The organism is Pseudomonas sp. NFPP24 (assembly GCF_900112095.1).
GTDB classification, from domain to species: domain Bacteria; phylum Pseudomonadota; class Gammaproteobacteria; order Pseudomonadales; family Pseudomonadaceae; genus Aquipseudomonas; species Aquipseudomonas extremorientalis.
On record NZ_FOKD01000016.1, the window covers coordinates 13,853 to 34,861 of the forward strand.

Below are 21,009 nucleotides of genomic sequence, written 5' to 3' on the forward strand. Positions count from 1 at the left end.
AGCCATCATGAAAGCCATTGCCTACTACGCCTCACTGCCGATCAACGATCCAAACGCCTTGCAAGACATCGAGCTGCCAGCGCCCGTCGCCGGCCCGCGTGACCTGCTGGTGGAAGTCAAAGCCATCTCGGTCAACCCGGTGGACACCAAGGTGCGCCAGAACGTCGCCCCGGAAAACGGCGCCGCCAAGGTGCTGGGCTGGGACGTCGCCGGTGTGGTCAAGGCCGTCGGCAGCGACGTGACGCTGTTCAAGACCGGTGACAAGGTGTTCTACGCTGGTTCCCTGGTGCGCCCAGGCGGCAACAGCGAACTGCACACCGTGGACGAGCGCATCGTCGGCCATATGCCGAAAAGCCTGGGCTTTGCCGAAGCCGCCGCGCTGCCACTGACGGCGATCACCGCCTGGGAGCTGCTGTTCGAACGCCTGCAAGTGCGTGAGGGTAAACAGGATGAAGGCCAGAGCCTGCTGATCGTCGGTGCCGCCGGTGGTGTGGGCTCGATCCTGACCCAATTGGCCAGCCAGCTCACCGCCTTGAAAGTGATCGGCACCGCTTCGCGCCCGGAAACCCAGGCATGGGCCAGGGACCTCGGCGCCGAGCTGGTGATCGACCACAGCCAACCCTTGAGCGAAGCGCTGAAAAGTGCCGGCCACCCGCACGTGACCCACGTCGCCAGCCTGACCCAGACCGATCATCATCTGGACCAGCTGGTCGAGGCTCTGCAACCCCAGGGCAAGCTGGCGCTGATCGACGATCCCAAGGCGCTGGACGTCAGCAAGCTCAAGCGCAAAAGCCTGTCGTTGCATTGGGAGTTCATGTACACCCGCTCGATGTTCGAAACGCCGGACATGATCGAGCAGCACAACCTGCTCAACCGCGTGGCCGAACTGATCGACGCCGGCACCCTGAAAACCACGGTGGGCGAACACTTCGGCGTGATCAATGCGGCCAACCTGCGCCGTGCCCATGCGCTGCTGGAAAGCGGCAAGGCCAAGGGCAAGATCGTGCTGGAAGGGTTCTGAAAAAACGGCTTTCAGCGTCGTCCATTATTCATGTGAGTAATGGACGACACCGCTAGTCAGAGAGTTGATCCTTGTCATATTTGTGAGCGTATTCGGGTTTATATTGGCCGCCTTTGCCACGATTCTTTTACGTGAGGAAGTCAGCAATGAAGATCCTGATAAAAGCGTTAGCAAAATCCGCAGGCAATAAATGGCAGGTGCGTCTCGACCAGGACGCCTTCACCTTCCGCACCGAGGCCGAGGCCCGCGCCTTTGCCGACACCCTGCAAGCCCGTATCCAGGCCCCCCACCGTTTCCCCATCAGCCAGCAACGTTCTGCCGCTGGCTGACCCGCTCTTCAGACCTGCGCCTGCAAGGCCCGTTTGCGTTGCAGGCGCTGGGTCGACATCGCAATCGTCACCGCCAGTACACCGCACAAGCTGATGACCATGGCCATCGGCATCGCCGTGCCGTCGTGCAACACGCCGACCAACGAAGCAGCGCCGGCGGCCACGCCAAACTGAATGCAGCCGAGCAACGCCGAAGCGCTACCGGCCCGTGCACCCTGCCCGCTCATGGCGCAGGCCGAAGTGTTAGGCAGAATGCAGCCCAGGCTGGCAATGCAGATAAACAGCGGCACCAGCAATGGCCACAATGCATCGGTGCGCAATGCCGCGATACCCAGCAACGTCAACGCCGCCAACAGGTAGACCCACACACTGCGCGACAGCAGGAACGCCGGGCCGCGCCTGGACAGCAGCCGCGCATTGACCTGCGCCACGAGGATAAAACCCGCCGCGTTGGAGCCGAACAGCCAGCCGTAATGCTCGGCCGGCACGCCATAGAGTTGGATAAACACGAAAGGTGAACCGGCGATGTAGGCAAACATCCCGGCAATCGAAATGCCACCGGTGAGGGCATACCCGAGGTAGACGCGGTCCGACAACAAGGCCGCATAGCGACGCAACGAGCCGGACAACGGCTGGCGCGGCTGATGGGCCGGAAAGGTTTCCGGCAACCCGACGGCGACCGCGATGGCCGCCATTACGCTGAATATCGACAGCGCCAGGAAAATCGACTGCCAGCCCCACAGCCCCACCATCAACCCACCGGCCAGCGGCGCGAGGATCGGCGCCAGGCCAGTGACCAGCATCAGTTGGGAAAAGACTTTGGCCGACCCCACCGCGTCGCATTTGTCGCTGACCACGGCACGGGAAATCACCATGCCCGCGCAGCCGCCCAGGGCCTGCACGAAACGCGCGCCAATCAACCATTCCAGTGAAGGCGCAAAGGCGCAGGCGAAGGAGGCCAAGGTGAACAAGGTGACGCCGCTGAGCAGCGGACCGCGCCGACCAAAGCGGTCAGCCAATGGACCGTAGATCAACTGGCCGATGGCCAGGCCGCCGAAATACACCGCCAGGGTCAGCTGGATGTGTTTTTCATCGGTGGCAAAGGCCTTGGCCATGGCCGGGAAGCCCGGCAGGTAAAAATCGATCGCCAGCGGCGCGAAGGCGCTCAAGGCACCCAGGATCAGGATTATGCGGAGGTTCATCGGGCACCCAAGTGAGTCGGCAGCCCGATAGTCTAGCCGCGCTTGGGTGCGTTGAACACGATAGCTCGCTAACTATTTGTCCGCGTCAGGCGAGCTTGGCGCTATAGCCCTCGTCTTTGATTGCCTCGATCACTTGCTCGGCAGACAAGCGGCTCTCGACGCCCACCTCTTTTGCAGCCAGGTCGACCTTCACGCTGGCCGCCGGGTCCTGGTTCTGCACCGCCTGGGTCACCGCTCGAACGCAATGGCCGCAGGTCATTCCTTCAACGCTGAATACTTGCATGACATGACTCCTTTGATGAGGTTGGACCCAGTCTCGACCTTGCCACGATGGCAAGGTCAAGTTCCGGAAGTTTCTGCCGGGCTGGTATTTGGCCGCTTCAAAGGCCAAGCTTCACTCATCTTCGATTCACACCACGGAGCATACGCCATGCGCTGGTCGTTTTTTGCCCTTGCCGGCCTGATGAGCCTGTCGGCCGCCGCGCCCCAAGCATTCGCCGCAGAAGACTATGCGGTGCTGATCATTTCCCGGGAACGCCTGGAGGTGCCGACCAACTGCGAAATCGGTCTGTACCTGAATGACCAGTTGGCGGGCCGGCTGTTCCAGGAGCAGGCCACCTCGTTCAACCTGCCGGCGGGCAACCTGTCACTGCGCCTGAAGTTACTGCCGGGCCAATCCCCGGGTTGCCTGCCGGGCCTGCTGGCACCGCCTGCGCAGAACATCACGCTCAAGGTCGGTGATGTGCGCAAGTTGCGCATTGCCCAGGGCCCGGACGGCATGTACCTCAAGCCCGCCGCATTGGAATACTGAAGGCGCTTGACCTTCCCCACAGGTCAAGGTTGATGCTAGGGGCAACTTCTCCTGGAGGACTGCCCCATGAATGGATCCACCACCTTTGACCTGCCCATCGGCGGCATGACCTGCGCCAGCTGTGCCGGCCGGGTCGAGCGCGCGCTGAGCAAGGTGCCGGGGGTGCAAAGCGTCAGCGTCAACCTGGCCAATGAACGCGCCCATGTCGAAGTGCTCGGTGTGATGGACCCCGGCGTGCTGATTGCCGCCGTCGACAAAGCCGGCTACACCGCCAGCCTGCCCCAAAGCGAAACCACCACCGATGCCGATCAGGCCCGGCGCCTGCACCGCGAGCGTTGGTCGTTGCTGCTGGCGATCCTGCTGGCACTGCCGTTGGTATTGCCGATGCTGGTGGAGCCCTTCGGCCTGCACTGGATGCTGCCGGCCTGGGCGCAGTTCGCCCTGGCCACGCCGGTCCAATTCATCTTCGGCGCACGCTTTTATATTGCTGCCTGGAAAGCCGTGCGGGCCGGTGCCGGCAATATGGACCTGCTGGTCGCCATCGGCACCAGCGCCGGTTACGGCCTGAGTATCTACGAGTGGCTCACCGCTCACCCAGGCATGACGCCGCACCTGTACTTCGAAGCGTCGGCCGTGGTGATCGCCCTGGTGCTACTGGGTAAATACCTGGAGAGCCGCGCCAAACGCCAGACCGCCAGCGCCATCCGCGCCCTGGAAGCCCTGCGCCCGGAGCGAGCGATTCGGGTACTGGATGGCCGCGAAGAAGACGTCGCCATCAGCGTCCTCAAGCTCAATGACCTGGTGCTGGTGAAACCCGGCGAACGCTTCCCGGTGGACGGTGAAGTGGTCGAGGGTCAGAGCCACGCCGACGAAGCGTTGATCAGCGGCGAAAGCCTGCCGGTGCCAAAGCAACCTAGCGACAAAGTCACCGGTGGCGCCATCAACGGCGAAGGCCGCCTGCTGGTACGCACCCTGGCCCTCGGCGCCGAAAGCGTGCTGGCGCGGATCATCCGTCTGGTGGAAGACGCCCAGGCCGCCAAGGCACCGATCCAGAAGCTGGTGGATAAAGTCAGCCAAGTGTTTGTCCCGGCCGTGCTGGTGCTGGCGTTGATCACCCTGTTGGGCTGGTGGCTGTACGGAGCGTCGCTGGAGACCGCGATCATCAATGCCGTGGCTGTGCTGGTGATCGCCTGCCCTTGTGCCTTGGGCCTGGCCACACCCACCGCAATCATGGCCGGCACCGGCATTGCCGCCCGCCACGGCATCCTGATCAAGGACGCCGAGGCCCTGGAACGCGCCCATGAAGTGAGCGCCGTGGTCTTCGACAAGACCGGCACCCTCACCTCAGGCGCCCCGAAAATCGCCCACCTGGTCGCCGTGGATGGCAACGAAGCGCGGCTGCTGCAACACGCCGGCGCACTGCAACGCGGCAGTGAACACCCTTTGGCCAAAGCCGTATTGGATGCGTGCAAGGAACAAGGGTTGGCAGTTGCCGATGTGACGGCCAGCCAATCCCTGACCGGACGCGGCATCGCCGCAACCCTGGACGGCCAGTCGCTGGCCCTGGGCAATCGCCGCCTGCTCGAAGAAAACGGCTTGAACGCGGGGGGCCTGGCGGACTCGGCCAAGGCCTGGGAAGCCGAAGGCCGCACGTTGTCCTGGCTGATCGAGCAAGGCGCCCAACCGCGGGTGCTGGGGCTGTTCGCTTTTGGCGATACGCTCAAGCCCGGCGCGCTGGAAGCAGTACGGCAACTCAAGGCCCGGCACATCAGCAGCCATTTGCTCACCGGTGATAATCACGGCAGCGCGCGCGTGGTCGCCGAGGCTTTGGGTATCGACGATGTACACGCCGAAGTGCTGCCCGCCGATAAAGCCGCAACTGTCACTGAGCTGAAGACAACCGGCGTGGTGGCCATGGTGGGCGACGGCATCAACGACGCCCCGGCCCTGGCCGCCGCCGATATCGGCATTGCCATGGGCGGTGGCACCGACGTGGCCATGCACGCGGCCGGTATCACCCTGATGCGCGGCGACCCGCGCCTGGTGCCGGCAGCCCTGGAGATCAGCCGCAAGACCTACGCCAAGATCCGTCAGAACCTGTTCTGGGCCTTTGTGTATAACCTGATCGGCATTCCATTGGCCGCATTCGGCCTGCTCAACCCGGTATTGGCCGGCGCGGCAATGGCCTTGTCGAGTGTCAGCGTGGTCAGCAATGCCTTACTGTTGAAGACCTGGAAACCCAAGGACCTGGAGGAACGACGCCCATGAACATCGGCCAAGCCGCACGCCAGACCGGGCTCAGCGCCAAGATGATTCGCTACTACGAATCCATCGGCCTGCTGAAGCCAGCCCACCGCACCGACAGTGGCTATCGCGTATACGGCGCAGATGACCTGCACACCCTGGCGTTTATCAAACGCTCGCGCGACCTGGGATTTTCTCTGGAGGAAGTCGGCAGGCTACTGACCCTGTGGCAGGACCGGCAACGGGCCAGCGCCGATGTAAAAGCCTTGGCGCGCCAGCATATCGAGGCATTGAACCAGAAGATTCTTGAGCTGGGGCAACTGCGCGATACCTTGCAGGACCTGGTGGAGCACTGTCAGGGCGATCATCGGCCGGATTGTCCGATTCTCAAGGAGTTGGCGTCCGGAAGCTGCTGCGCCTGACCGAATGTGCACAAATCCAATGTGGGAGGGGGCTTGCCCCCGATTGCAGTGGGTCAGCTACAGATAAGCCGGCTGATCCACCGCTATCGGGGGCAAGCCCCCTCCCACATTGTGATTTCCAGTTATCTGGCAATCACTGCATCCAAGGCGGCGGCGGCGGTTCGTCCGGCACCTTGCTCGGCGGCGCATCGTCCGCCGCGCGAATCGCCTGGCGGCGCTCTTCATCCAACCGCGCCGCTTCGATCTCGCGGATCACACCGCCGACGTCTGCCAGTTCTTCCGGCTCGTCGAACTCACCGGTCAACACGCTGGCAGGGTGCAACGTGCCGGCTTCGTACAGCGCCCACATTTCCTTGGCGTACTTGGTCTTCTTCAACTCCGGGGCAAAGCGCCCGAAATAGGAAGCCATGTTGCCCACGTCCCGCTCCAGCATGCTGAACGCGTGGTTGTTGCCCGCCGCATCCACCGCCTGGGGCAGGTCGATGATTACAGGGCCAGTGGGCGTGAGCAGTACGTTGAACTCGGACAGGTCACCGTGCACCAGGCCGGTACACAGCATCAGCACGATCTGGGAAATCAGGAAGGCGTGGTATTCGCGCGCCTGGTCCGGTTCCAGCACCACGTCGTTCAGACGCGGCGCCGCATCGCCGTACTCGTCGGCCACCAGTTCCATCAGCAGCACGCCTTCAAGGAAGTCGAACGGCTGGGGCACGCGGACGCCCGCACCGGCCAGGCGGAACAATGCAGCCACTTCGGCGTTCTGCCAGGCATCCTCGGTTTCTTTCTTGCCGAACTTGGAGCCCTTGGCCATGGCCCGGGCCTGCCGGCTGTTACGGACCTTACGGCCTTCCTGGTATTCGGACGCTTGACGAAAACTTCGTTTGTTCGCCTCCTTGTAAACCTTGGCGCAACGCAATTCGTTGCCGCAGCGCACCACATAAACAGCTGCTTCTTTACCACTCATGAGTGGGCGCAGCACTTCGTCGACCAGACCGTCTTCGATCAGGGGTTCAATGCGTTTAGGAGTCTTCATCAGCTTTTATTGTGGGTCCTGTATTACCAAACACGCGTATGGCACTCGTTATACGGCAATCAGCTCGCCGGTGGGAGAGGCTAGCGACCGTTGATCACTTAAGAATGCATCCAATATGCCAGTTTCAGCGCTCGATGATCGCCGTAACACCCTGACCGCCCGCAGCGCAGATCGAAATCAGCCCACGCCCCTTGCCCGCCGCGCCCAGCAACTTGGCCAGATTGGCAACGATACGCCCACCGGTGGCGGCAAACGGATGGCCGGCGGCCAGGGAACTGCCTTTAACGTTCAAGCGGCTACGGTCGATGGAACCCAAGGGGGCGTCAAGTCCAAGGCGCGTCTTGCAGTAGTCCGCATCCTCCCAAGCCTTGAGCGTGCACAACACTTGGGCAGCGAAGGCTTCGTGGATCTCGTAGTAATCGAAGTCCTGCAGCGTCAGACCGTTCCTCGCCAGCAAGCGCGGTACCGCATACACCGGCGCCATCAGCAGGCCTTCGGCACCGTTGACGAAGTCCACCGCCGCCGCTTCGCCATCGCGCAGGTACGCGAGGATCGGCAGGCCGCGCTCCCTGGCCCACGCTTCACTGCCCAAGAGCACCAACGATGCGCCGTCGGTGAGCGGCGTGGAGTTGCCGGCAGTGAGCGTGCCCTTTGCGCTGCGTTCGAAGGCGGGTTTAAGGGCGGCGAGTTTTTCCAGGGTCAGGTCGGGACGCAGGTTGTTGTCGCGGGTCAGGCCCAGGAACGGCGTGAGCAGATCGTTGTGCCAGCCCTCGGCATAGGCGGCGGCCATTTTCTGGTGGCTTTCCAGGGCCAACTGGTCCTGCTCGGCGCGGGGGATCTGCCAGGTCTGCGCCATCAATTCGCAGTGCTGGCCCATGGACAAACCGGTACGCGGTTCGCCGTTGCGCGGCAGTTCCGGCTTGAGGTGATGGGGACGAAGTTGTAAAAGGACTTTTAATTTATCCGCCATGGACTTACTGCGGTTGGCTTGCAGCAAAAGCCTGCGCAGCCCTTCGTTCACCCCGATCGGTGCGTCGGAGGTGGTGTCGACCCCACCGGCAATCCCGCATTCGATCTGGCCCAGGGCGATCTTGTTGGCCACCAGCAACGCCGCTTCCAGGCCGGTGCCGCAGGCCTGTTGAATGTCATAGGCCGGGGTTTGCGGGGACAGGCGCGAGCCAAGCACACATTCGCGGGTCAAGTTGAAATCCCTCGAGTGCTTGAGCACCGCGCCGGCAGCCACTTCACCCAGGCGCAGGCCGTGCAGGTTGTAGCGTTCGATCAGGCCTTCGAGGGCCGCGGTCAGCATTGCCTGGTTGCTCGCCGTGGCATAGGGGCCATTGGAACGGGCGAAGGGAATGCGGTTACCGCCAATGATCGCTACACGGCGCAATTGAGTCATGGAAAGCTCCCTCTGTCTGTTATGGGCTGGATTACTGAGCCTAGTCGAACGACTGCTACCCTGGGATGGTCAACCCTTTGAACCCCAGCCTTCGGAGAGCGTTCCATGTCTGACCGTTATATCGACTTCGCCAACTCAAGCCTCGGCCATCGTCTGGTCGCCGCCATTGGCCTGCCGTCGCCGGTACGCCTGGAACGCTGGCAGGCCGGGCGCCTGCGCCCGGTGGAAGGCGCATTGCTGCTGGGCGGCGGTGCACTGGTCAGCAAGGTGCAGGCGTTTGCCAACAGACTCACCGATGCCATTTACACCTACGGGACTGAAACGTCGACGTGGATTCCCGGGCACGGTCCCAAACTCAAGGCCGTGGTGTTCGACGCCAGCGACTTGCAACACACCGACCAGCTCAAGCAACTGCGCGAGTTCTTCCAGCCGCTGCTGAAAAACCTGGATAACAGTGCGCACCTGGTGATCCTCGGCCGTGCGCCGGAAAACCTCAGCGATCCGTTCGCCGCCAGTGCCCAACGCGCCCTGGAAGGCTTCAGTCGCTCGCTGGCCAAGGAGTTGCGCAACGGTGGCGTGTTGCAATTGCTGTATGTCGGCGACGGTGCCGAAGACCAGTTGGAAGGCGCCCTGCGCTTCTTCCTCTCGCCGAAAAGCGCCTATATCTCCGGCCAGGTGATCCGCCTGGAGGCTTGCACTACACCGGTGGAAGATTGGACACGGCCGCTGGCCGGGCGCAAGGCGCTGGTCACCGGCGCCGCCCGGGGCATCGGGGCATCCATCGCCGAGACCCTGGCCCGCGATGGTGCCGAGGTGATCCTGCTCGACGTGCCCCAGGCCAAGGCCGACCTCGACGCCCTGGCCGCACGCCTGGGTGCACGCACCGTAGCGCTGGATATCTGCGCCGAAGACGCCGGCAACCAATTGATCGAACACTTGCCCGAAGGCCTCGACATCCTGGTGCATAACGCGGGTATCACCCGTGACAAAACCCTGGCAAACATGACCCCGGAATACTGGGACGCGGTGCTGGCGGTCAACCTCAATGCACCGCAGGTACTGACCCAGGCGCTGCTCGACAGCGGCACCCTGCACGACAACGCCCGTGTAGTGCTGCTGGCTTCGATCAGCGGCATCGCCGGCAACCGTGGGCAAACCAACTATGCGGCGAGCAAGGCCGGCTTGATCGGCCTCGCACAGGCCTGGGCGCCGCTGCTCAAGGAGCGCGGCATCAGTATCAACGCCGTGGCGCCGGGGTTTATCGAAACCCAGATGACCGCGCATATCCCGTTCGCCTTGCGTGAGGCCGGGCGACGCATGAGTTCGCTGGGCCAGGGCGGCCTGCCGCAGGACGTCGCCGAAGCGGTGGCCTGGCTGGGCCAACCGGGTTCCGGTGCGGTCAGCGGGCAAGCGCTGCGGGTGTGTGGGCAAAGTCTGCTGGGGGCGTAACCATGCAATGGAAGACGTTAGACAGTGCACCGTCTCTGCCGCCGCTGTATTGGCGTGCGGCCCTCAAGCGCAAGATCACCGGCCGCACGCTGCCAGAGCACGGGTTGCGCTGCCGGGTCAGCATCGACCCCAAGCGGGTAGCGGCCTATCGCAAGGTCTGCGGCTTTGCCGACGGTCCGATCCTGCCGGCGACGTATCCGCATATCCTTGCGTTCGGTTTGCAGATGCAGTTGCTCACCGATAAGAGTTTTCCGTTCCCGCTGCTGGGGCTGATTCACCTGAGTAACCGCATCCGCATTCATCGCCCCCTGGGGGGTGTGAGCGACCTGTCTGTGGCTGTACACGCGCAGAACCTCAAGCCCCACGCCAAGGGCGCAACCTTCGACCTGATCACCACGGTTGAAGACTCCCTCGGCCTGCTGTGGGAAGCTGAAAGCCGCATGTTGTGCCGGGGCGTGAAGCTGGAAGGCGCGGCAGAAGATATCGCCCAATCGCCCCCCGACCAGGTCAGCGAGCTGACCCGCTGGAAAACCCCCGCCGATATCGGCCGTCGTTATGCGCGAGTCTCCGGTGATTACAACCCGATCCACCTCAGCGCCCTGACCGCCAAGCTGTTCGGCTTCCCCCAGGCCATCGCCCATGGGTTATGGAACAAAGCGCACACCGTTGCCGCGCTCGGCGAACACTTGCCCACCGCCAATATCGAGATCGACGTCGAGTTCAGGAAACCCGTGCGCCTGCCCGGTGAAGTGACGTTATTGTCCAGCGCCGCCGGTTCCAGCGGAGAGTTGCGGTTGAAAGGCGCGGGCGATATTGAACATATGGTAGGTAAGTGGCGACCGGTCGCCTGAAACAAACAGATTAATTGTATATATACACCCTAAGTAATAGCGGACTTTATGAAGTCCGCTTTTTTATTTAACCAATTGATTTATAACCTATATATATCTTGATACATCCACCCTTTACACCCTTGGTATTAGTTGCTTAACCGGTACATCGCTGCTGTATATAAATCGTTAATACCAAGTAGAGCATTGAGAGAACGCACCGCCGGGGCTGTTATAGCCGCACGGACAAACGCATCGCTATCCCCAGAAGTAGCGAGCGCTTGAAGACAACCAAGGTTGTACAGGTGCAAGGAACTCAATCATGAAAACTCAAGTCGTGTTTTGGAAAGCAAGTACCGCGCTGGCCCTGGCAGTAGCACTGGCACTCGGCGGCTGCAGCAGCGGTGGTGGTGGGCACAAATCCAGCGTTGCAGCATCCTCCCCGGATGCAGGTGCAGGAACCGGGGGTGGCACGGGTGGCGGTGATGGCAGTGGCACAGGCGGCACAGGTGGTGGCACAGGCGGTGGCACAGGCGGTGGCACGGGTGGCGGCACAGGCGGTGGTACGGGTGGCGGCACAGGCTCGACCAGCACACCTCTGGTCACCGGCCAGATTGCCGGTACCCTGGGTGGCACCGTGGGTAACGTAGGCGCTGCCGTCGGCGATCTGGGCGACACTTTGACCAGCGTCCCCATCGTCGGCACCACCGCAGGAGGCCTGGTCACCGCAACCGGCAATGCGGTCACCAGTATTGGAACCGGCGTCACTGCAGGTCTGGGCTCCCTGGGCACAAACAGCAATTCCTTAGGCATCACCGTGGCGGGTGTAGGTAATGGCGTCGCCGACTTGGGCGACGGCCTTTCGACCACCGGCAAATCCTTGTCCACTACGCTGGGCGGCGTTCCAGTCGTCGGCGGACTGACCGGCGGTGTAGGGGGCGCAGCAGGAGGCCTGGTCGACCAGGTTGGCCAGGCCGTCACCATGCTCGGCGATACCTTGAGTACCGCCAGCACCACCGGCCCGCTGGGCTCGATCACCGGCACTGTCGGCGCAAGAGTGCTGGTACCCGTGGTGTCGTTGGTGGAAAACACCACCGGCAACCTCGGCAACGCAACCGGTCTGGGAAACCCGGTAAACGGCCTGGTGGATAAGGTCGGTGCCGCAGTCACCGGCCTGGGTGGCCAGGTGGCCAGCGCAGGCGGTACCGGTAACCCCGTCACTGACATCGTGGGTGGCGCATTGACCGGCGTCGGTGGCGTGCTCGACAAATCAGGGGGTTATGTCGCTCCAGCGGGTGGCGCTTCCGCACCTGGCTTGCCGGAGTTGGTGGGTGGCCTGGTGACAAACGTCGGTAACGGGCTGAATGCTGGCAACACCAACGGCGCGGTCAGCGCAGCAGGTGTCACCGGTGGCGCGCTGGGCGGCACCGTCGCCTCCCTCGGCACCGTCATCGGTGGTACCGGCGTGGCCAACACGGGGGCAACGGCACCCGTCGCAGGCCTGGCAACCAATGTCGGCACAGCCCTCAATCCGGTGACCTCAGGCGTGGCCAGCCTCACGCAAAACATCGGCACAACCACAGGCGTCGGTGCTCCGGTCAACGGCCTGGTGACCAACGTGGGCGCCGCAGTCACCAACGTCGGGACCACGTTGACCGGTGCAAATGCCAACCCGATCACTCACGCGCTGGGCAATACCGTCAGTGCCGTAGGCGGCACGGTAGGCTCGGTCGGGGGCCTGGTCACTGGCGGTACCGGCAGCAGTGGCGGCCTGCTCGGTGGCTTGAGCGTCGGCGCCTCCGCCAATGGCAGTGCAGGCGCGACCACCAACACCGGTGTAGGCGGTTTGCTCACAGGCCTCACCGGTCAATAGAAATGCACCTGGCCGATTAGACGGCCTCACCTACAGCGCCTACGCTTGGTTGAGACGAGAGCCCCCCAATAAGTCTCTCGTCTTTTTTATGGGGCTTGGCACCATGTTCCTCCCGAACCGAGTCCCAGAACCCGGTGGGCCCGAAACGCTGCTGCAGTTGACCATGGAGTGTCCTATGCGCGTGTTGACGCCGTTGTTATTGCTTTCTCTCAGCGCCTACGCCCAGGCCGAGACCCTTCCCAGCTTCCTCAACAGCAACGACACCATCCGCAACTTGCCAGTGCCCAACCTCCCTGCCGATGCTTATCGACCGGTCACGCCGCAAACCCAGGTGCCTGAAGCACCGCCTACCCAGGGCCAGCCGCTGATGATGGACACCAAGGTGACGATTCGCAAACTGCAGATCGAGGGCGGCACGGTCTACCCTCTCGCCGAGAGCGCCAAAGCCTACGAACCGTTGATCGGCCATGAGACCAACCTGGCGCAGTTGATCGAAGCTACCCGCGGTATCACACGTCGCTACCAACAGGACGGCTATCTGCTGTCCTATGCGTTCCTGCCCCAGCAGAACTTTGAAAACGGCCTGGTGCGCGTGGTGCTGGTGGAGGGCTATATCAAGGATTACCAGCAAAGTGGCGACATCGGCTCGGTCTCGACCTACGTCGACAAGTTGGCCAACAAGCTTCTGGTCGAACGCCCCCTGACCCGCGAGACCTTCGAGCGCTACACCACGCTCATGGGCCGCATCCCGGGCGTCACGTTGCAAGCCCAAGTGCCACCACCCGGTACCACTGACGGTGGCACGAGCATGCACATCACCGCAAGCCGCAAACCCTTCACCAGCAGCATGAGCATGACCGACGACAGCCGTGGTGGCCTGCAGGCCCTGCTTACCGGGACCAGCAACGCCCAGACCAGCATGGGCGAGCAGCTCAACATCAGCGGTCTGCTCCCACCTGGCAAGGATAAAGAGCATTACTACCGCGTGGGCTACAGCCAGTTCGTGAATGCCGAGGGGACGCAACTGGCGCTCGGCGCTGAGCGCTATCGCGCCGATCCCAACACCAGCCTGCAACTGGGCGGCGGCTTCGCGCTCAAGCCGCACCAGGCCATCGATCGCTATTCCGTCGGCCTCAGCCATCCGTTGATTGCCTCACCCAACGAGTCGCTGACCCTGGGCACGCGCCTGTACGCAGTCGACCAGGCCACGCGCTACCAACTGGTGGGCTACCCCCAGCGCTTCGACATCGAAACCAACCTGCGTGCCCTGGCCTTTGAAGGTGACTGGCGCAAGGCCGACACGCGCCAGTTACGCATTCTCAGTGCCGGCCTGTACCAGGGGATAGACGGCATGGGTGCCAAGACCCGTAGTGATTTCGAAGGACTCAAACCAGACCTGGATTTCTTCCGCCTGCGCCTGTCCGGCGTCCAGAGCGACAAGTTCTTCGATAACTGGCAGGGCGTGCTGTCGGGAGCGTTTTACTGGAGTGATGACACCCTGCCCGACAGCGAGCGTGCCACCTTCGGCGGGCAGAACTTCGGGCGTGGCTACCCCGATGACCAAGGTTCCGGCGACAAGGGCTGGGGGTTGGCGTATGAGGTCAACTACAGCTACAACCGCGCCGGTGAGTGGGTGCGGATCCTGCAGCCCTATATCGTGTTCGACCGCGCCAAGTCCTGGTTCAACAACCTGCCGGTCAGGGCCAGCGATATGTCATCTGCGGCGATGGGCCTGCGCTTTGGTGACAACAAGTACTACAACATTGCATTGGAAGCCGCCAAACCCATGTCAGATATTGCGCTGGACAGCTTCAACCGCAGGCCGCGCTACTCACTGAGCTTCAGCTACCAACTGTAATCCCCTATAGAGGCCAGGCTCTAAGGTTTCGCTTTGGGCAGGGGGAAGAGGTTGTTCAACGTATCGATCAACCGCACCAGGTAGATCGGCTTGCGAAACAGGTCCAGCACCTGCAGGCGCAGCATGTCGCTCACATCATCCATTTCGGCATGACCCGACATCACAATCACCGGCAAGTGCGAGCGTGAGGTGTGTTCGCGCAGGCGCTTGATCAAGGAAATGCCACTTTCCTCAGGCATGCGCAGGTCGGTGATGACCAGGGCGATGTCGGGGTGAAGTGTCAATTCTTGCAGGGCGAAGGTGACGGAATTGGCGGTGAAACACACAAACCCTTCGTTTTCGAGGGATTCGGCGAGTTCGATCAGGGCGTCCTCTTCGTCATCCACCAAAAGAATTTGTTGGCGGGAAGTCGAAGAGGCGCTCATGGCTGTACCTGGACAGGAAGAACGTTGATAAGGCGTTTCCACATGGAAAAAGACGCTATCAAGTGGTCATCTTAGTGGCGACGCTGTCGAAGATCGATTTGATCTTAGTTCCCAGCCCAGAACCGGCACCGACGATCACCAATGCAACCATGGCCACAATGATCGCGTACTCAATCCCGGACGCACCGTCTTTGCGTTGAAAAAAAAGTTGGGTTTGGACATACAGCTTCAACATCATGTCAAGGAACATTGGACTTCTCCCTAAAACGCCACTGAAAGCCGGAAAGGCTCTACCACCAGATGATCGCGGCGTGCCATTAGAGCATTGTCAACAAACCCTGGCCTCACAACTGTAAGAACGGATTAATCACAAAGTATTAGTCGCAACGTTGACGCCACAACACCGCAGTTTAAAAGGCCAACTTTCTGCTTCAGATAATTTTTCCCCGCGGTAATGGCATTTCGTCCTAGCTGAGCTACCTTCAAATAGCCAAATCGTTAGATGTTCATCACAGCCAGGTTGCGGATTAACCCGTTTGGATTAACAGGGTGTGCAGTGCAACGGGAAAGGGAGAGCCGTCATGAACAGTCGCATCAGCATGGTCCTGGCCGGCTTGTTGCTGATCGGGGCATTGATTGCCGGGTACTGGGGGCTGGTGTTGAGTCGCGCACCTGAGCCCGTCGCAGCGCCTGCCGCACCTGTCGTTTCCGTTGAAAAAACCCTCGCCGCCGCTGAAGACCAAACCCGCCAGCCGGTGGTCGTCCTGCGGCATGAAGTGCCTGCTTTTACGCCACTGACCGCCGCGGACCTGTCCGTCGAGAAACTGCGCACCGCGCCCGCCGGCAGCCTGACCCAACTCGACCAGGCCATCGGGCGCATACCTCTGAGAACCCTCGGCGCCGGTACCTGGCTCAACGAGGACAGTTTCAACGCCGGCGGCCCCCTCTCGCGCATGATCCGCCCCAACGAGCGCGCGCTGGCCGTGGCCGTGGACGAGGTGGTCGGCGCCGCAGGCCAATTGAGCCCCGGCGATTACGTGGATGTGTTGCTGTTCCTGCGCCAGGATGCCGGCAACGCCGAACAGTCGGCCCAGATCGTCCTTCCGGCGATGCGCCTGCTCAGCGTCGGCGACCAATTGGGCCTGGCCAACGATGGCCAACCGGCAGTGCCACCCCCGGCTACCGCCGAAGAACGCGCCCAGGCCCTACAACGTCGACTCACCGCACGCACCGTGGTGCTGGCCGTGCCGGAGCCTTTATTAAGCCGCATGATGCTCGCGGCACAAGCCGGGACCTTGCGCCTGGCCGTGCGCAGTGCCGAGGAACAACTGCTCAGCCGCTATTGGGCCGGTGAAGACGACACCGCGCAGAAGCTGGAAAGCGCTAACCGCGACCTTTACCAGTTCACTCAACTGGCGTTGACCGGCCCGCCCAAACCCGTCGTGCCGGCTGGCGGTGGGCCTGGTGTACGGCGTGGCATTGAAGTGATTCGCGGTGCCCAGGCGGCACCACAAACCCCGTGATCGAGCAAGGATGCCTTGAATGAGCCATCGCTACGCACCCATGTTCACGCAACTGGCCTGCGCCCTGATGCTGGCGAGCCTGCCGATCGGCATGGCCCTGGCAGCGCCGGGCAACTGCAGTGCCCTGGGCCAGCTGCCCGCCGTGGTCGAGGTGGGAGAAGGCCTGCAACAGGAACTGCAATCGCCCGTGGCAATTACGCGCCTGGCCATCGGCGATCCGAAAATCGCCGACGTGCGGGTCAACGGTGACCGTAACTTCCTGCTCACCGGTGTCAGCAGCGGCGCCACCAGCCTGCTGGTGTGGACCGCCTGCGCCAGCGCGCCGCGCCAGAGCATGGTGTTCGTCAAGGGCAAGGCCACCTCGGCGCTGACCAGCGTGTCGCTGTCGCCCTCGCAAGACCCGTTGCTGCCCAGCCAGGTGCAGACCGACATCCGCTTTGTGGAAGTCAGCCGTACCAAGCTCAAGGAAGCCAGTACGAAGTTTCTCGGCGTGGGTACCAACTTTTTCCTCGGTAGCCCCAGCCTTCTTTCGCCCTCTGAGGGGGTATTCAAGCTGCCGGTGAGCACGGACAGTTTCAACGTCGGATTTGGCGGCGGCCGGGTCAAGGCCATGATCAACGCCCTGGAGCGCAGCGGCTTTGCCTACACCCTGGCCCGCCCAAGCCTGGTGGCCATGAGCGGGCAGAGCGCATCCTTCCTCGCCGGCGGTGAAGTGCCCGTCCCGGTACCCAGCTCCGGTAGCGATACCATCTCCATCGAATACAAAGAGTTCGGTATTCGCCTGACCCTGACCCCCACCGTGATCGACCGCAACCGCATCACTCTCAAGGTGGCACCGGAAGTCAGCGAACTGGACTACAGCAACGCCGTGCAGATTCAAGGCATCCAGGTGCCGGCCCTGACTGTACGCCGTACCGATACCAGCGTGTCCCTGGCCGATGGCGAAAGCTTCGTGATCAGCGGCCTGATCAGCACCAACAACCGCTCGACCATCGATAAATTTCCAGGGCTGGGCGATATCCCCATCCTCGGCGCATTTTTCCGCGATTCCACGATCAGCCGCGAAGAAAAAGAGCTGCTGATGATCGTCACGCCGCACCTGGTGCAACCGTTGGCCGCCAACGCCCAACTGCCCTCCTTGCCCGGCGAAAAGCTGCGCAACTACGACCCGAACTGGTACCGGCTGTTCTTCCTGGAAAACGGCAACTTCGACCGTCGCAGTGGACTTTCCCAATGAGCGATAGCCTGAGCCAGACCTTCCTCGCCATCACCCGCAACACCACTGACCTTGAGTGGCTGCAGGGGGCCCTCGCACCGCTTGGCCAAGTGGTGAGTGCCGGCACCGGCAGCCTCGACGAACTGTTGGCGCTGGTCGATGTGACCTTCGCCAACCTGGTGTTCATCGGCCTTGACCGCGAAAACCTGGTGGCCCAGAGCGCACTGATCGAAGGGGCGCTGGAGGCCAAGCCCATGCTCGCCGTGGTTGCCCTCGGCGATGGCATGGACAACCAGCTTGTGCTGAATGCCATGCGTGCCGGCGCCCGCGATTTCGTGGCCTACGGCTCACGCTCCAGCGAAGTGGCCGGCCTGGTGCGGCGCCTGAGCAAGCGCCTGCCGACCGTGACCCCCAACGCACAACTGGGCGGCCTGACCGTGCTGTTCGGCACCCAGAGCAACGCCGACGGCGCGATGCTGGCCACCCACCTGGCGCTGGTGGTGCAGAAGAGCGGGCAGCAGACCCTGCTGCTCGACCTCGGCCTGCCACGCAGCGACAGCCTGGCGTTGCTGGGCCTGGAGAGCACGTTCAATTTTGGCGATGCGCTGCGGCATTTGCGCCGCCTCGACACCACATTGATCAACAGCGCCTTCACCACCGCCCTGGATGGCCTGCGCATCCTGGCGTACGCCACCGGTGACGAACCGCTCAAACTCACCAGCGCCGCCGAGCTGTACATGTTGCTCAGCGCCTTGCGCCAACACTTCCAGCACATCGTCGTGAACATTACCGGACAGCCGGACAGCGAAGCCCTGCGCACCTTTGTCAGCCACTGCGACAAACTGCTGTGGTGCACCGACCAGAACGTGCTGGACTGCCGTCGCAACCTGGCGGTGATCAATCGCTGGCGTGAAAAAGGCATGAAGCTTGAGCATGCCAAACTGGTAGTGGACCGCTACATCAAGGCCTGCGCCCCAGACACCGAAGCCCTGGAAAAGAGCTTCGGCCTCGAATGCGTCGCCGTGCTGCCCCTGAGTGCCGAACTGCGCCTGAATGTGAAAAACCAGGGCCAGACGCTGTTCGCCCTGGCGCCACGCGAACCCTTGACCCAGGCCGTGCGCGCCTTGGGCGAGCGCCTGGCAAAACGCTCCGAGGGTTTGGCAAAACCTTCGATGCGCTGGTTTGAACGCATCCTGGGGTCAGGACGATGAACGGAGAAAAGCTGTTTGGCGGCCCGGCCCGCGCTGCCGGTGGCAACACCGATCACGATGGCCTGAAACTGGTGCTGCATCGCTACATCATCGACGCCATCGAGGAGTCGGGCAAGAACCTGCTCGAAGGCACGCGCCAGTCCCTGGCGCAATTCGTCACCGACAAAGTCTCCGAGTACATCACGCGCATGCGCCTGGCGATTTCGCGCTACGAGACGGAGCGCCTGGCCGAAGAGATCGTTGACGAACTCACTGGTTTCGGCCCGCTGGAGGTGTTGCTGCGCGATCCATCGGTGACCGAAATCCTGGTCAACGGGCCACATCGAGTATTTATCGAACGTGATGGTTTGCTGCACCAGAGCGACCTGCGCTTCATCGACGACCACCACGTGGAGCGCGTGATGCAACGCATCCTCGCACCGCTGGGCCGGCGCCTGGATGAGTCTTCGCCCATGGTGGATGCGCGCCTGCCCGATGGCAGCCGGGTCAATGCGATCATCCCGCCGATCGCCCTGGACGGACCGTGCCTGTCGATTCGAAAATTCCGCAAGGACATGCTCAAGAGCAGCGACCTGGTCGCCATGCAGACCATCGACCAGAGCATTTTCGAGTTCTTCCAGGAGGCCGTGGGCAAGCGCTGCAATATCCTGATCAGCGGCGGCACCGGCACCGGCAAGACCACGCTGCTGAATATCCTCAGCCAGTTGATCAACCCCCACGAACGCCTGGTGACCATCGAGGACGTCGCCGAATTGCAATTGGGCCACCCCCACGTGGTACGCCTGGAAACCCGTCCACCCAACGCCGAGGGCCACGGCGAAGTCAAGTCCAGCGACCTGATCCGCAACGCCCTGCGGATGCGCCCGGACCGCATCATCCTTGGCGAGATCCGTGGTGTCGAAGTGCTCGACGTGATGACGGCGATGAACACCGGTCACGACGGCTCCATGAGCACCGTGCACGCCAACAACGCCCAGGATGCATTGCTGCGCCTAGAAACCCTGGTGGGCCTGACCGGGCGGGTAATCGCCGAAAAAACCCTGCGCCAGATGATCTGCGCCGCACTGGACGTGATCATCCAACTGACGCGCATGCCCGATGGGCGTCGCTGCGTGAGCGAAGTGGTGGAAGTGGTCGGTGTGCGTGATGACGTGTACGTCACCAATACCCTGTTCCGCCTGGACCGGCGTACCGGCTTTGGCTTCCTGCGCGAAGCCCTCAACCCGGCCGGCGACAAACTGCGCCGCGAATCGGCGTTGCAGTCCTAGGAGCGCGTGATGACAGGACCGGTGTTGTTGCTTGTCTGCCTGCTGTTGATCGGCCTGTCGTTCTGGCAGTTTCAGCATGGCCTGCGCAAAGCCCAGACGGACCGCGTGCTGGAGCGCCTGGGTGACGGCCAGCCGCAGACACAGGAACCGAACACCAAGTGGACCGCTCTTGAGCGCATGTTCCAGCGCGCCGGGCTGGGCAAACCCACTGACCGCCTGGGCCTTTGGCTGAGCGCCTGGGTGATCGGCGCGCTGTTCGGCTGGCTGCTGGCCGGCGGTCTGGGGCTGATCGCGATGGTCGTGGCGCCGCCCCTGGTACTGCGCTTGTACATCAGCTGGCGTTATCAACGGCGCGTGCAGCGCATGGTCGAGCAACTGCCGCAGTTGCTCGACCACAGTGTACGCAGCCTCAAGTCCGGCAGAACCCTGGCAGATGCGGTACTTGGAGGCGTCGAAGGCGTTGAAGACCCACTCAAGGACGCCATGGCCCGCGTGCAACGCAATGTGCGCATGGGGGTCAGCCTGCCGGACTCGGTAAGCGACTTTGCCGAGTTCTACGAGCAGGACGAATTCCGCCTGTTCGCCCTCGGCCTGAAGGTCAACCACCGCTACGGCGGCAACGCCAGCGAACTGCTGGAAAACCTGATCAAGATGATTCGCGAGCGCGAACAAGGTGCCCGGCAGCTCAAGGCCATGACCGGTGAAACGCGCATGACCGCCTATGTGCTGGGCGGACTGCCCATCCTGATCGTCGGCTACTTCATGATCGTCAACCCTGGCTACTTGATGACCATGTGGAACGACGACACCGGGCGCATCATGCTGTTCGCCGCGCTGGGGATGGACCTGACGGGTACCTTCGTCATGTGGCGCATGTTGAGGAGTGTCTGAG

General features: G+C 62.4%; 20 protein-coding genes. 14 read left to right on the top strand and 6 right to left on the bottom strand.

The features are described from left to right. Window positions 1-7 precede the first annotated feature (7 nt). Together BM026_RS26370 and BM026_RS26375 are read left to right on the top strand one after the other, a co-directional pair. Window positions 8-1,021, top strand: a complete 1,014-nt coding sequence (locus tag BM026_RS26370) for a zinc-binding alcohol dehydrogenase family protein (RefSeq protein ID WP_092250037.1) — start codon at window positions 8-10, stop codon at window positions 1,019-1,021. Between the two features lie 146 nt (window positions 1,022-1,167). Beyond that, window positions 1,168-1,350 (top strand): hypothetical protein, encoded by a 183-nt coding sequence (locus BM026_RS26375; RefSeq protein ID WP_071491563.1) that lies wholly within the window; start codon window positions 1,168-1,170, stop codon window positions 1,348-1,350. An 8-nt stretch (window positions 1,351-1,358) separates the two neighbouring features. On the opposite strand, the gene BM026_RS26380 is transcribed toward BM026_RS26375, so the two are convergent. After that, window positions 1,359-2,552 carry a Bcr/CflA family multidrug efflux MFS transporter gene (locus BM026_RS26380; RefSeq protein ID WP_093530611.1) on the bottom strand — a complete coding sequence of 398 codons (1,194 nt, stop codon included), beginning with the start codon at window positions 2,550-2,552 and terminating at the stop codon, window positions 1,359-1,361. Between the two features lie 85 nt (window positions 2,553-2,637). Continuing rightward, the gene (locus BM026_RS26385; RefSeq protein WP_092250031.1) at window positions 2,638-2,835 is read right to left on the bottom strand and encodes a heavy-metal-associated domain-containing protein; all 198 of its coding nucleotides are present in this window, start codon (window positions 2,833-2,835) and stop codon (window positions 2,638-2,640) included. A gap of 147 nt (window positions 2,836-2,982) precedes the next feature. Between BM026_RS26385 and BM026_RS26390 the strand changes: the two genes are divergently transcribed. From BM026_RS26390 to cueR, 3 genes are all read left to right on the top strand, one after another. Next, a complete protein-coding gene (locus tag BM026_RS26390) occupies window positions 2,983-3,363 on the top strand; it encodes a hypothetical protein (RefSeq protein ID WP_071491565.1) in 381 nt (126 codons plus the stop codon). A gap of 66 nt (window positions 3,364-3,429) precedes the next feature. Next, window positions 3,430-5,631 (top strand): heavy metal translocating P-type ATPase, encoded by a 2,202-nt coding sequence (locus BM026_RS26395; protein WP_093530612.1) that lies wholly within the window; start codon window positions 3,430-3,432, stop codon window positions 5,629-5,631. Beyond that, the gene (cueR, locus tag BM026_RS26400; RefSeq protein WP_092250025.1) at window positions 5,628-6,029 is read left to right on the top strand and encodes a Cu(I)-responsive transcriptional regulator; all 402 of its coding nucleotides are present in this window, start codon (window positions 5,628-5,630) and stop codon (window positions 6,027-6,029) included. Before BM026_RS26395 ends, cueR begins: the two co-directional genes overlap by 4 nt. 133 nt (window positions 6,030-6,162) lie before the next feature. Here cueR and BM026_RS26405 read toward each other — a convergent pair whose 3' ends face one another. Next, window positions 6,163-7,062: a PA4780 family RIO1-like protein kinase gene (locus tag BM026_RS26405; protein WP_014716761.1), complete on the bottom strand. Its 900-nt coding sequence runs from the start codon at window positions 7,060-7,062 to the stop codon at window positions 6,163-6,165. A 124-nt stretch (window positions 7,063-7,186) separates the two neighbouring features. Beyond that, entirely contained in the window at window positions 7,187-8,464 is a 1,278-nt protein-coding gene (locus BM026_RS26410; RefSeq protein WP_093530614.1) for an acetyl-CoA C-acetyltransferase, read from the bottom strand. Window positions 8,465-8,569: 105 nt separating this feature from the next. Between BM026_RS26410 and BM026_RS26415 the strand changes: the two genes are divergently transcribed. From BM026_RS26415 to BM026_RS26430, 4 genes are all read left to right on the top strand, one after another. Then, the gene (locus BM026_RS26415; RefSeq protein ID WP_071491569.1) at window positions 8,570-9,913 is read left to right on the top strand and encodes a 3-oxoacyl-ACP reductase; all 1,344 of its coding nucleotides are present in this window, start codon (window positions 8,570-8,572) and stop codon (window positions 9,911-9,913) included. A 2-nt stretch (window positions 9,914-9,915) separates the two neighbouring features. After that, a complete protein-coding gene (locus tag BM026_RS26420) occupies window positions 9,916-10,764 on the top strand; it encodes a MaoC family dehydratase (protein WP_093530616.1) in 849 nt (282 codons plus the stop codon). Window positions 10,765-11,065: 301 nt separating this feature from the next. Continuing rightward, window positions 11,066-12,616, top strand: coding sequence for a collagen-like triple helix repeat-containing protein (locus tag BM026_RS26425; RefSeq protein WP_175507980.1), 1,551 nt, complete (start codon window positions 11,066-11,068; stop codon window positions 12,614-12,616). A gap of 175 nt (window positions 12,617-12,791) precedes the next feature. Beyond that, entirely contained in the window at window positions 12,792-14,474 is a 1,683-nt protein-coding gene (locus BM026_RS26430) for a ShlB/FhaC/HecB family hemolysin secretion/activation protein (RefSeq protein ID WP_093530618.1), read from the top strand. 20 nt (window positions 14,475-14,494) lie between these two features. On the opposite strand, the gene BM026_RS26435 is transcribed toward BM026_RS26430, so the two are convergent. Both BM026_RS26435 and BM026_RS26440 read right to left on the bottom strand, forming a co-directional pair. Then, window positions 14,495-14,899, bottom strand: coding sequence for a response regulator (locus BM026_RS26435; RefSeq protein ID WP_071491573.1), 405 nt, complete (start codon window positions 14,897-14,899; stop codon window positions 14,495-14,497). Between the two features lie 58 nt (window positions 14,900-14,957). After that, window positions 14,958-15,149 (bottom strand): Flp family type IVb pilin, encoded by a 192-nt coding sequence (locus BM026_RS26440; protein ID WP_058423609.1) that lies wholly within the window; start codon window positions 15,147-15,149, stop codon window positions 14,958-14,960. Window positions 15,150-15,480: 331 nt separating this feature from the next. Between BM026_RS26440 and cpaB the strand changes: the two genes are divergently transcribed. From cpaB to BM026_RS26465, 5 genes are read left to right on the top strand one after another with little or no spacing between them, the layout of a single operon-like run. Continuing rightward, window positions 15,481-16,422, top strand: a complete 942-nt coding sequence (gene cpaB, locus BM026_RS26445; protein ID WP_093128527.1) for a Flp pilus assembly protein CpaB — start codon at window positions 15,481-15,483, stop codon at window positions 16,420-16,422. Between the two features lie 19 nt (window positions 16,423-16,441). Continuing rightward, entirely contained in the window at window positions 16,442-17,659 is a 1,218-nt protein-coding gene (locus BM026_RS26450) for a type II and III secretion system protein family protein (protein WP_092250008.1), read from the top strand. Further along, complete coding sequence (locus BM026_RS26455; protein WP_071491576.1) at window positions 17,656-18,849, top strand: CpaE/TadZ family protein; 1,194 nt, start codon at window positions 17,656-17,658, stop codon at window positions 18,847-18,849. The genes BM026_RS26450 and BM026_RS26455 overlap by 4 nt, the downstream gene beginning before the upstream one ends. Beyond that, window positions 18,846-20,117, top strand: a complete 1,272-nt coding sequence (locus BM026_RS26460) for a TadA family conjugal transfer-associated ATPase (protein ID WP_092250005.1) — start codon at window positions 18,846-18,848, stop codon at window positions 20,115-20,117. The genes BM026_RS26455 and BM026_RS26460 overlap by 4 nt, the downstream gene beginning before the upstream one ends. Before the next feature lie 9 nt (window positions 20,118-20,126). Further along, window positions 20,127-21,008 carry a type II secretion system F family protein gene (locus BM026_RS26465; RefSeq protein WP_093530620.1) on the top strand — a complete coding sequence of 294 codons (882 nt, stop codon included), beginning with the start codon at window positions 20,127-20,129 and terminating at the stop codon, window positions 21,006-21,008. The last annotated feature ends 1 nt before the right edge of the window (window position 21,009 follow it).

Bases quoted from the DNA above. Each gene is read 5' to 3' on its own strand.
- BM026_RS26370 (WP_092250037.1), top strand. From the start codon at position 8: ATGAAAGCCATTGCCTACTACGCCTCACTGCCGATCAACGATCCAAAC.
- BM026_RS26375 (WP_071491563.1), top strand. From the start codon at position 1,168: ATGAAGATCCTGATAAAAGCGTTAGCAAAATCCGCAGGCAATAAATGG.
- BM026_RS26380 (WP_093530611.1), bottom strand. From the start codon at position 2,552: ATGAACCTCCGCATAATCCTGATCCTGGGTGCCTTGAGCGCCTTCGCG.
- BM026_RS26385 (WP_092250031.1), bottom strand. From the start codon at position 2,835: ATGCAAGTATTCAGCGTTGAAGGAATGACCTGCGGCCATTGCGTTCGA.
- BM026_RS26390 (WP_071491565.1), top strand. From the start codon at position 2,983: ATGCGCTGGTCGTTTTTTGCCCTTGCCGGCCTGATGAGCCTGTCGGCC.
- BM026_RS26395 (WP_093530612.1), top strand. From the start codon at position 3,430: ATGAATGGATCCACCACCTTTGACCTGCCCATCGGCGGCATGACCTGC.
- cueR (WP_092250025.1), top strand. From the start codon at position 5,628: ATGAACATCGGCCAAGCCGCACGCCAGACCGGGCTCAGCGCCAAGATG.
- BM026_RS26405 (WP_014716761.1), bottom strand. From the start codon at position 7,062: ATGAAGACTCCTAAACGCATTGAACCCCTGATCGAAGACGGTCTGGTC.
- BM026_RS26410 (WP_093530614.1), bottom strand. From the start codon at position 8,464: ATGACTCAATTGCGCCGTGTAGCGATCATTGGCGGTAACCGCATTCCC.
- BM026_RS26415 (WP_071491569.1), top strand. From the start codon at position 8,570: ATGTCTGACCGTTATATCGACTTCGCCAACTCAAGCCTCGGCCATCGT.
- BM026_RS26420 (WP_093530616.1), top strand. From the start codon at position 9,916: ATGCAATGGAAGACGTTAGACAGTGCACCGTCTCTGCCGCCGCTGTAT.
- BM026_RS26425 (WP_175507980.1), top strand. From the start codon at position 11,066: ATGAAAACTCAAGTCGTGTTTTGGAAAGCAAGTACCGCGCTGGCCCTG.
- BM026_RS26430 (WP_093530618.1), top strand. From the start codon at position 12,792: ATGCGCGTGTTGACGCCGTTGTTATTGCTTTCTCTCAGCGCCTACGCC.
- BM026_RS26435 (WP_071491573.1), bottom strand. From the start codon at position 14,899: ATGAGCGCCTCTTCGACTTCCCGCCAACAAATTCTTTTGGTGGATGAC.
- BM026_RS26440 (WP_058423609.1), bottom strand. From the start codon at position 15,149: ATGTTCCTTGACATGATGTTGAAGCTGTATGTCCAAACCCAACTTTTT.
- cpaB (WP_093128527.1), top strand. From the start codon at position 15,481: ATGAACAGTCGCATCAGCATGGTCCTGGCCGGCTTGTTGCTGATCGGG.
- BM026_RS26450 (WP_092250008.1), top strand. From the start codon at position 16,442: ATGAGCCATCGCTACGCACCCATGTTCACGCAACTGGCCTGCGCCCTG.
- BM026_RS26455 (WP_071491576.1), top strand. From the start codon at position 17,656: ATGAGCGATAGCCTGAGCCAGACCTTCCTCGCCATCACCCGCAACACC.
- BM026_RS26460 (WP_092250005.1), top strand. From the start codon at position 18,846: ATGAACGGAGAAAAGCTGTTTGGCGGCCCGGCCCGCGCTGCCGGTGGC.
- BM026_RS26465 (WP_093530620.1), top strand. From the start codon at position 20,127: ATGACAGGACCGGTGTTGTTGCTTGTCTGCCTGCTGTTGATCGGCCTG.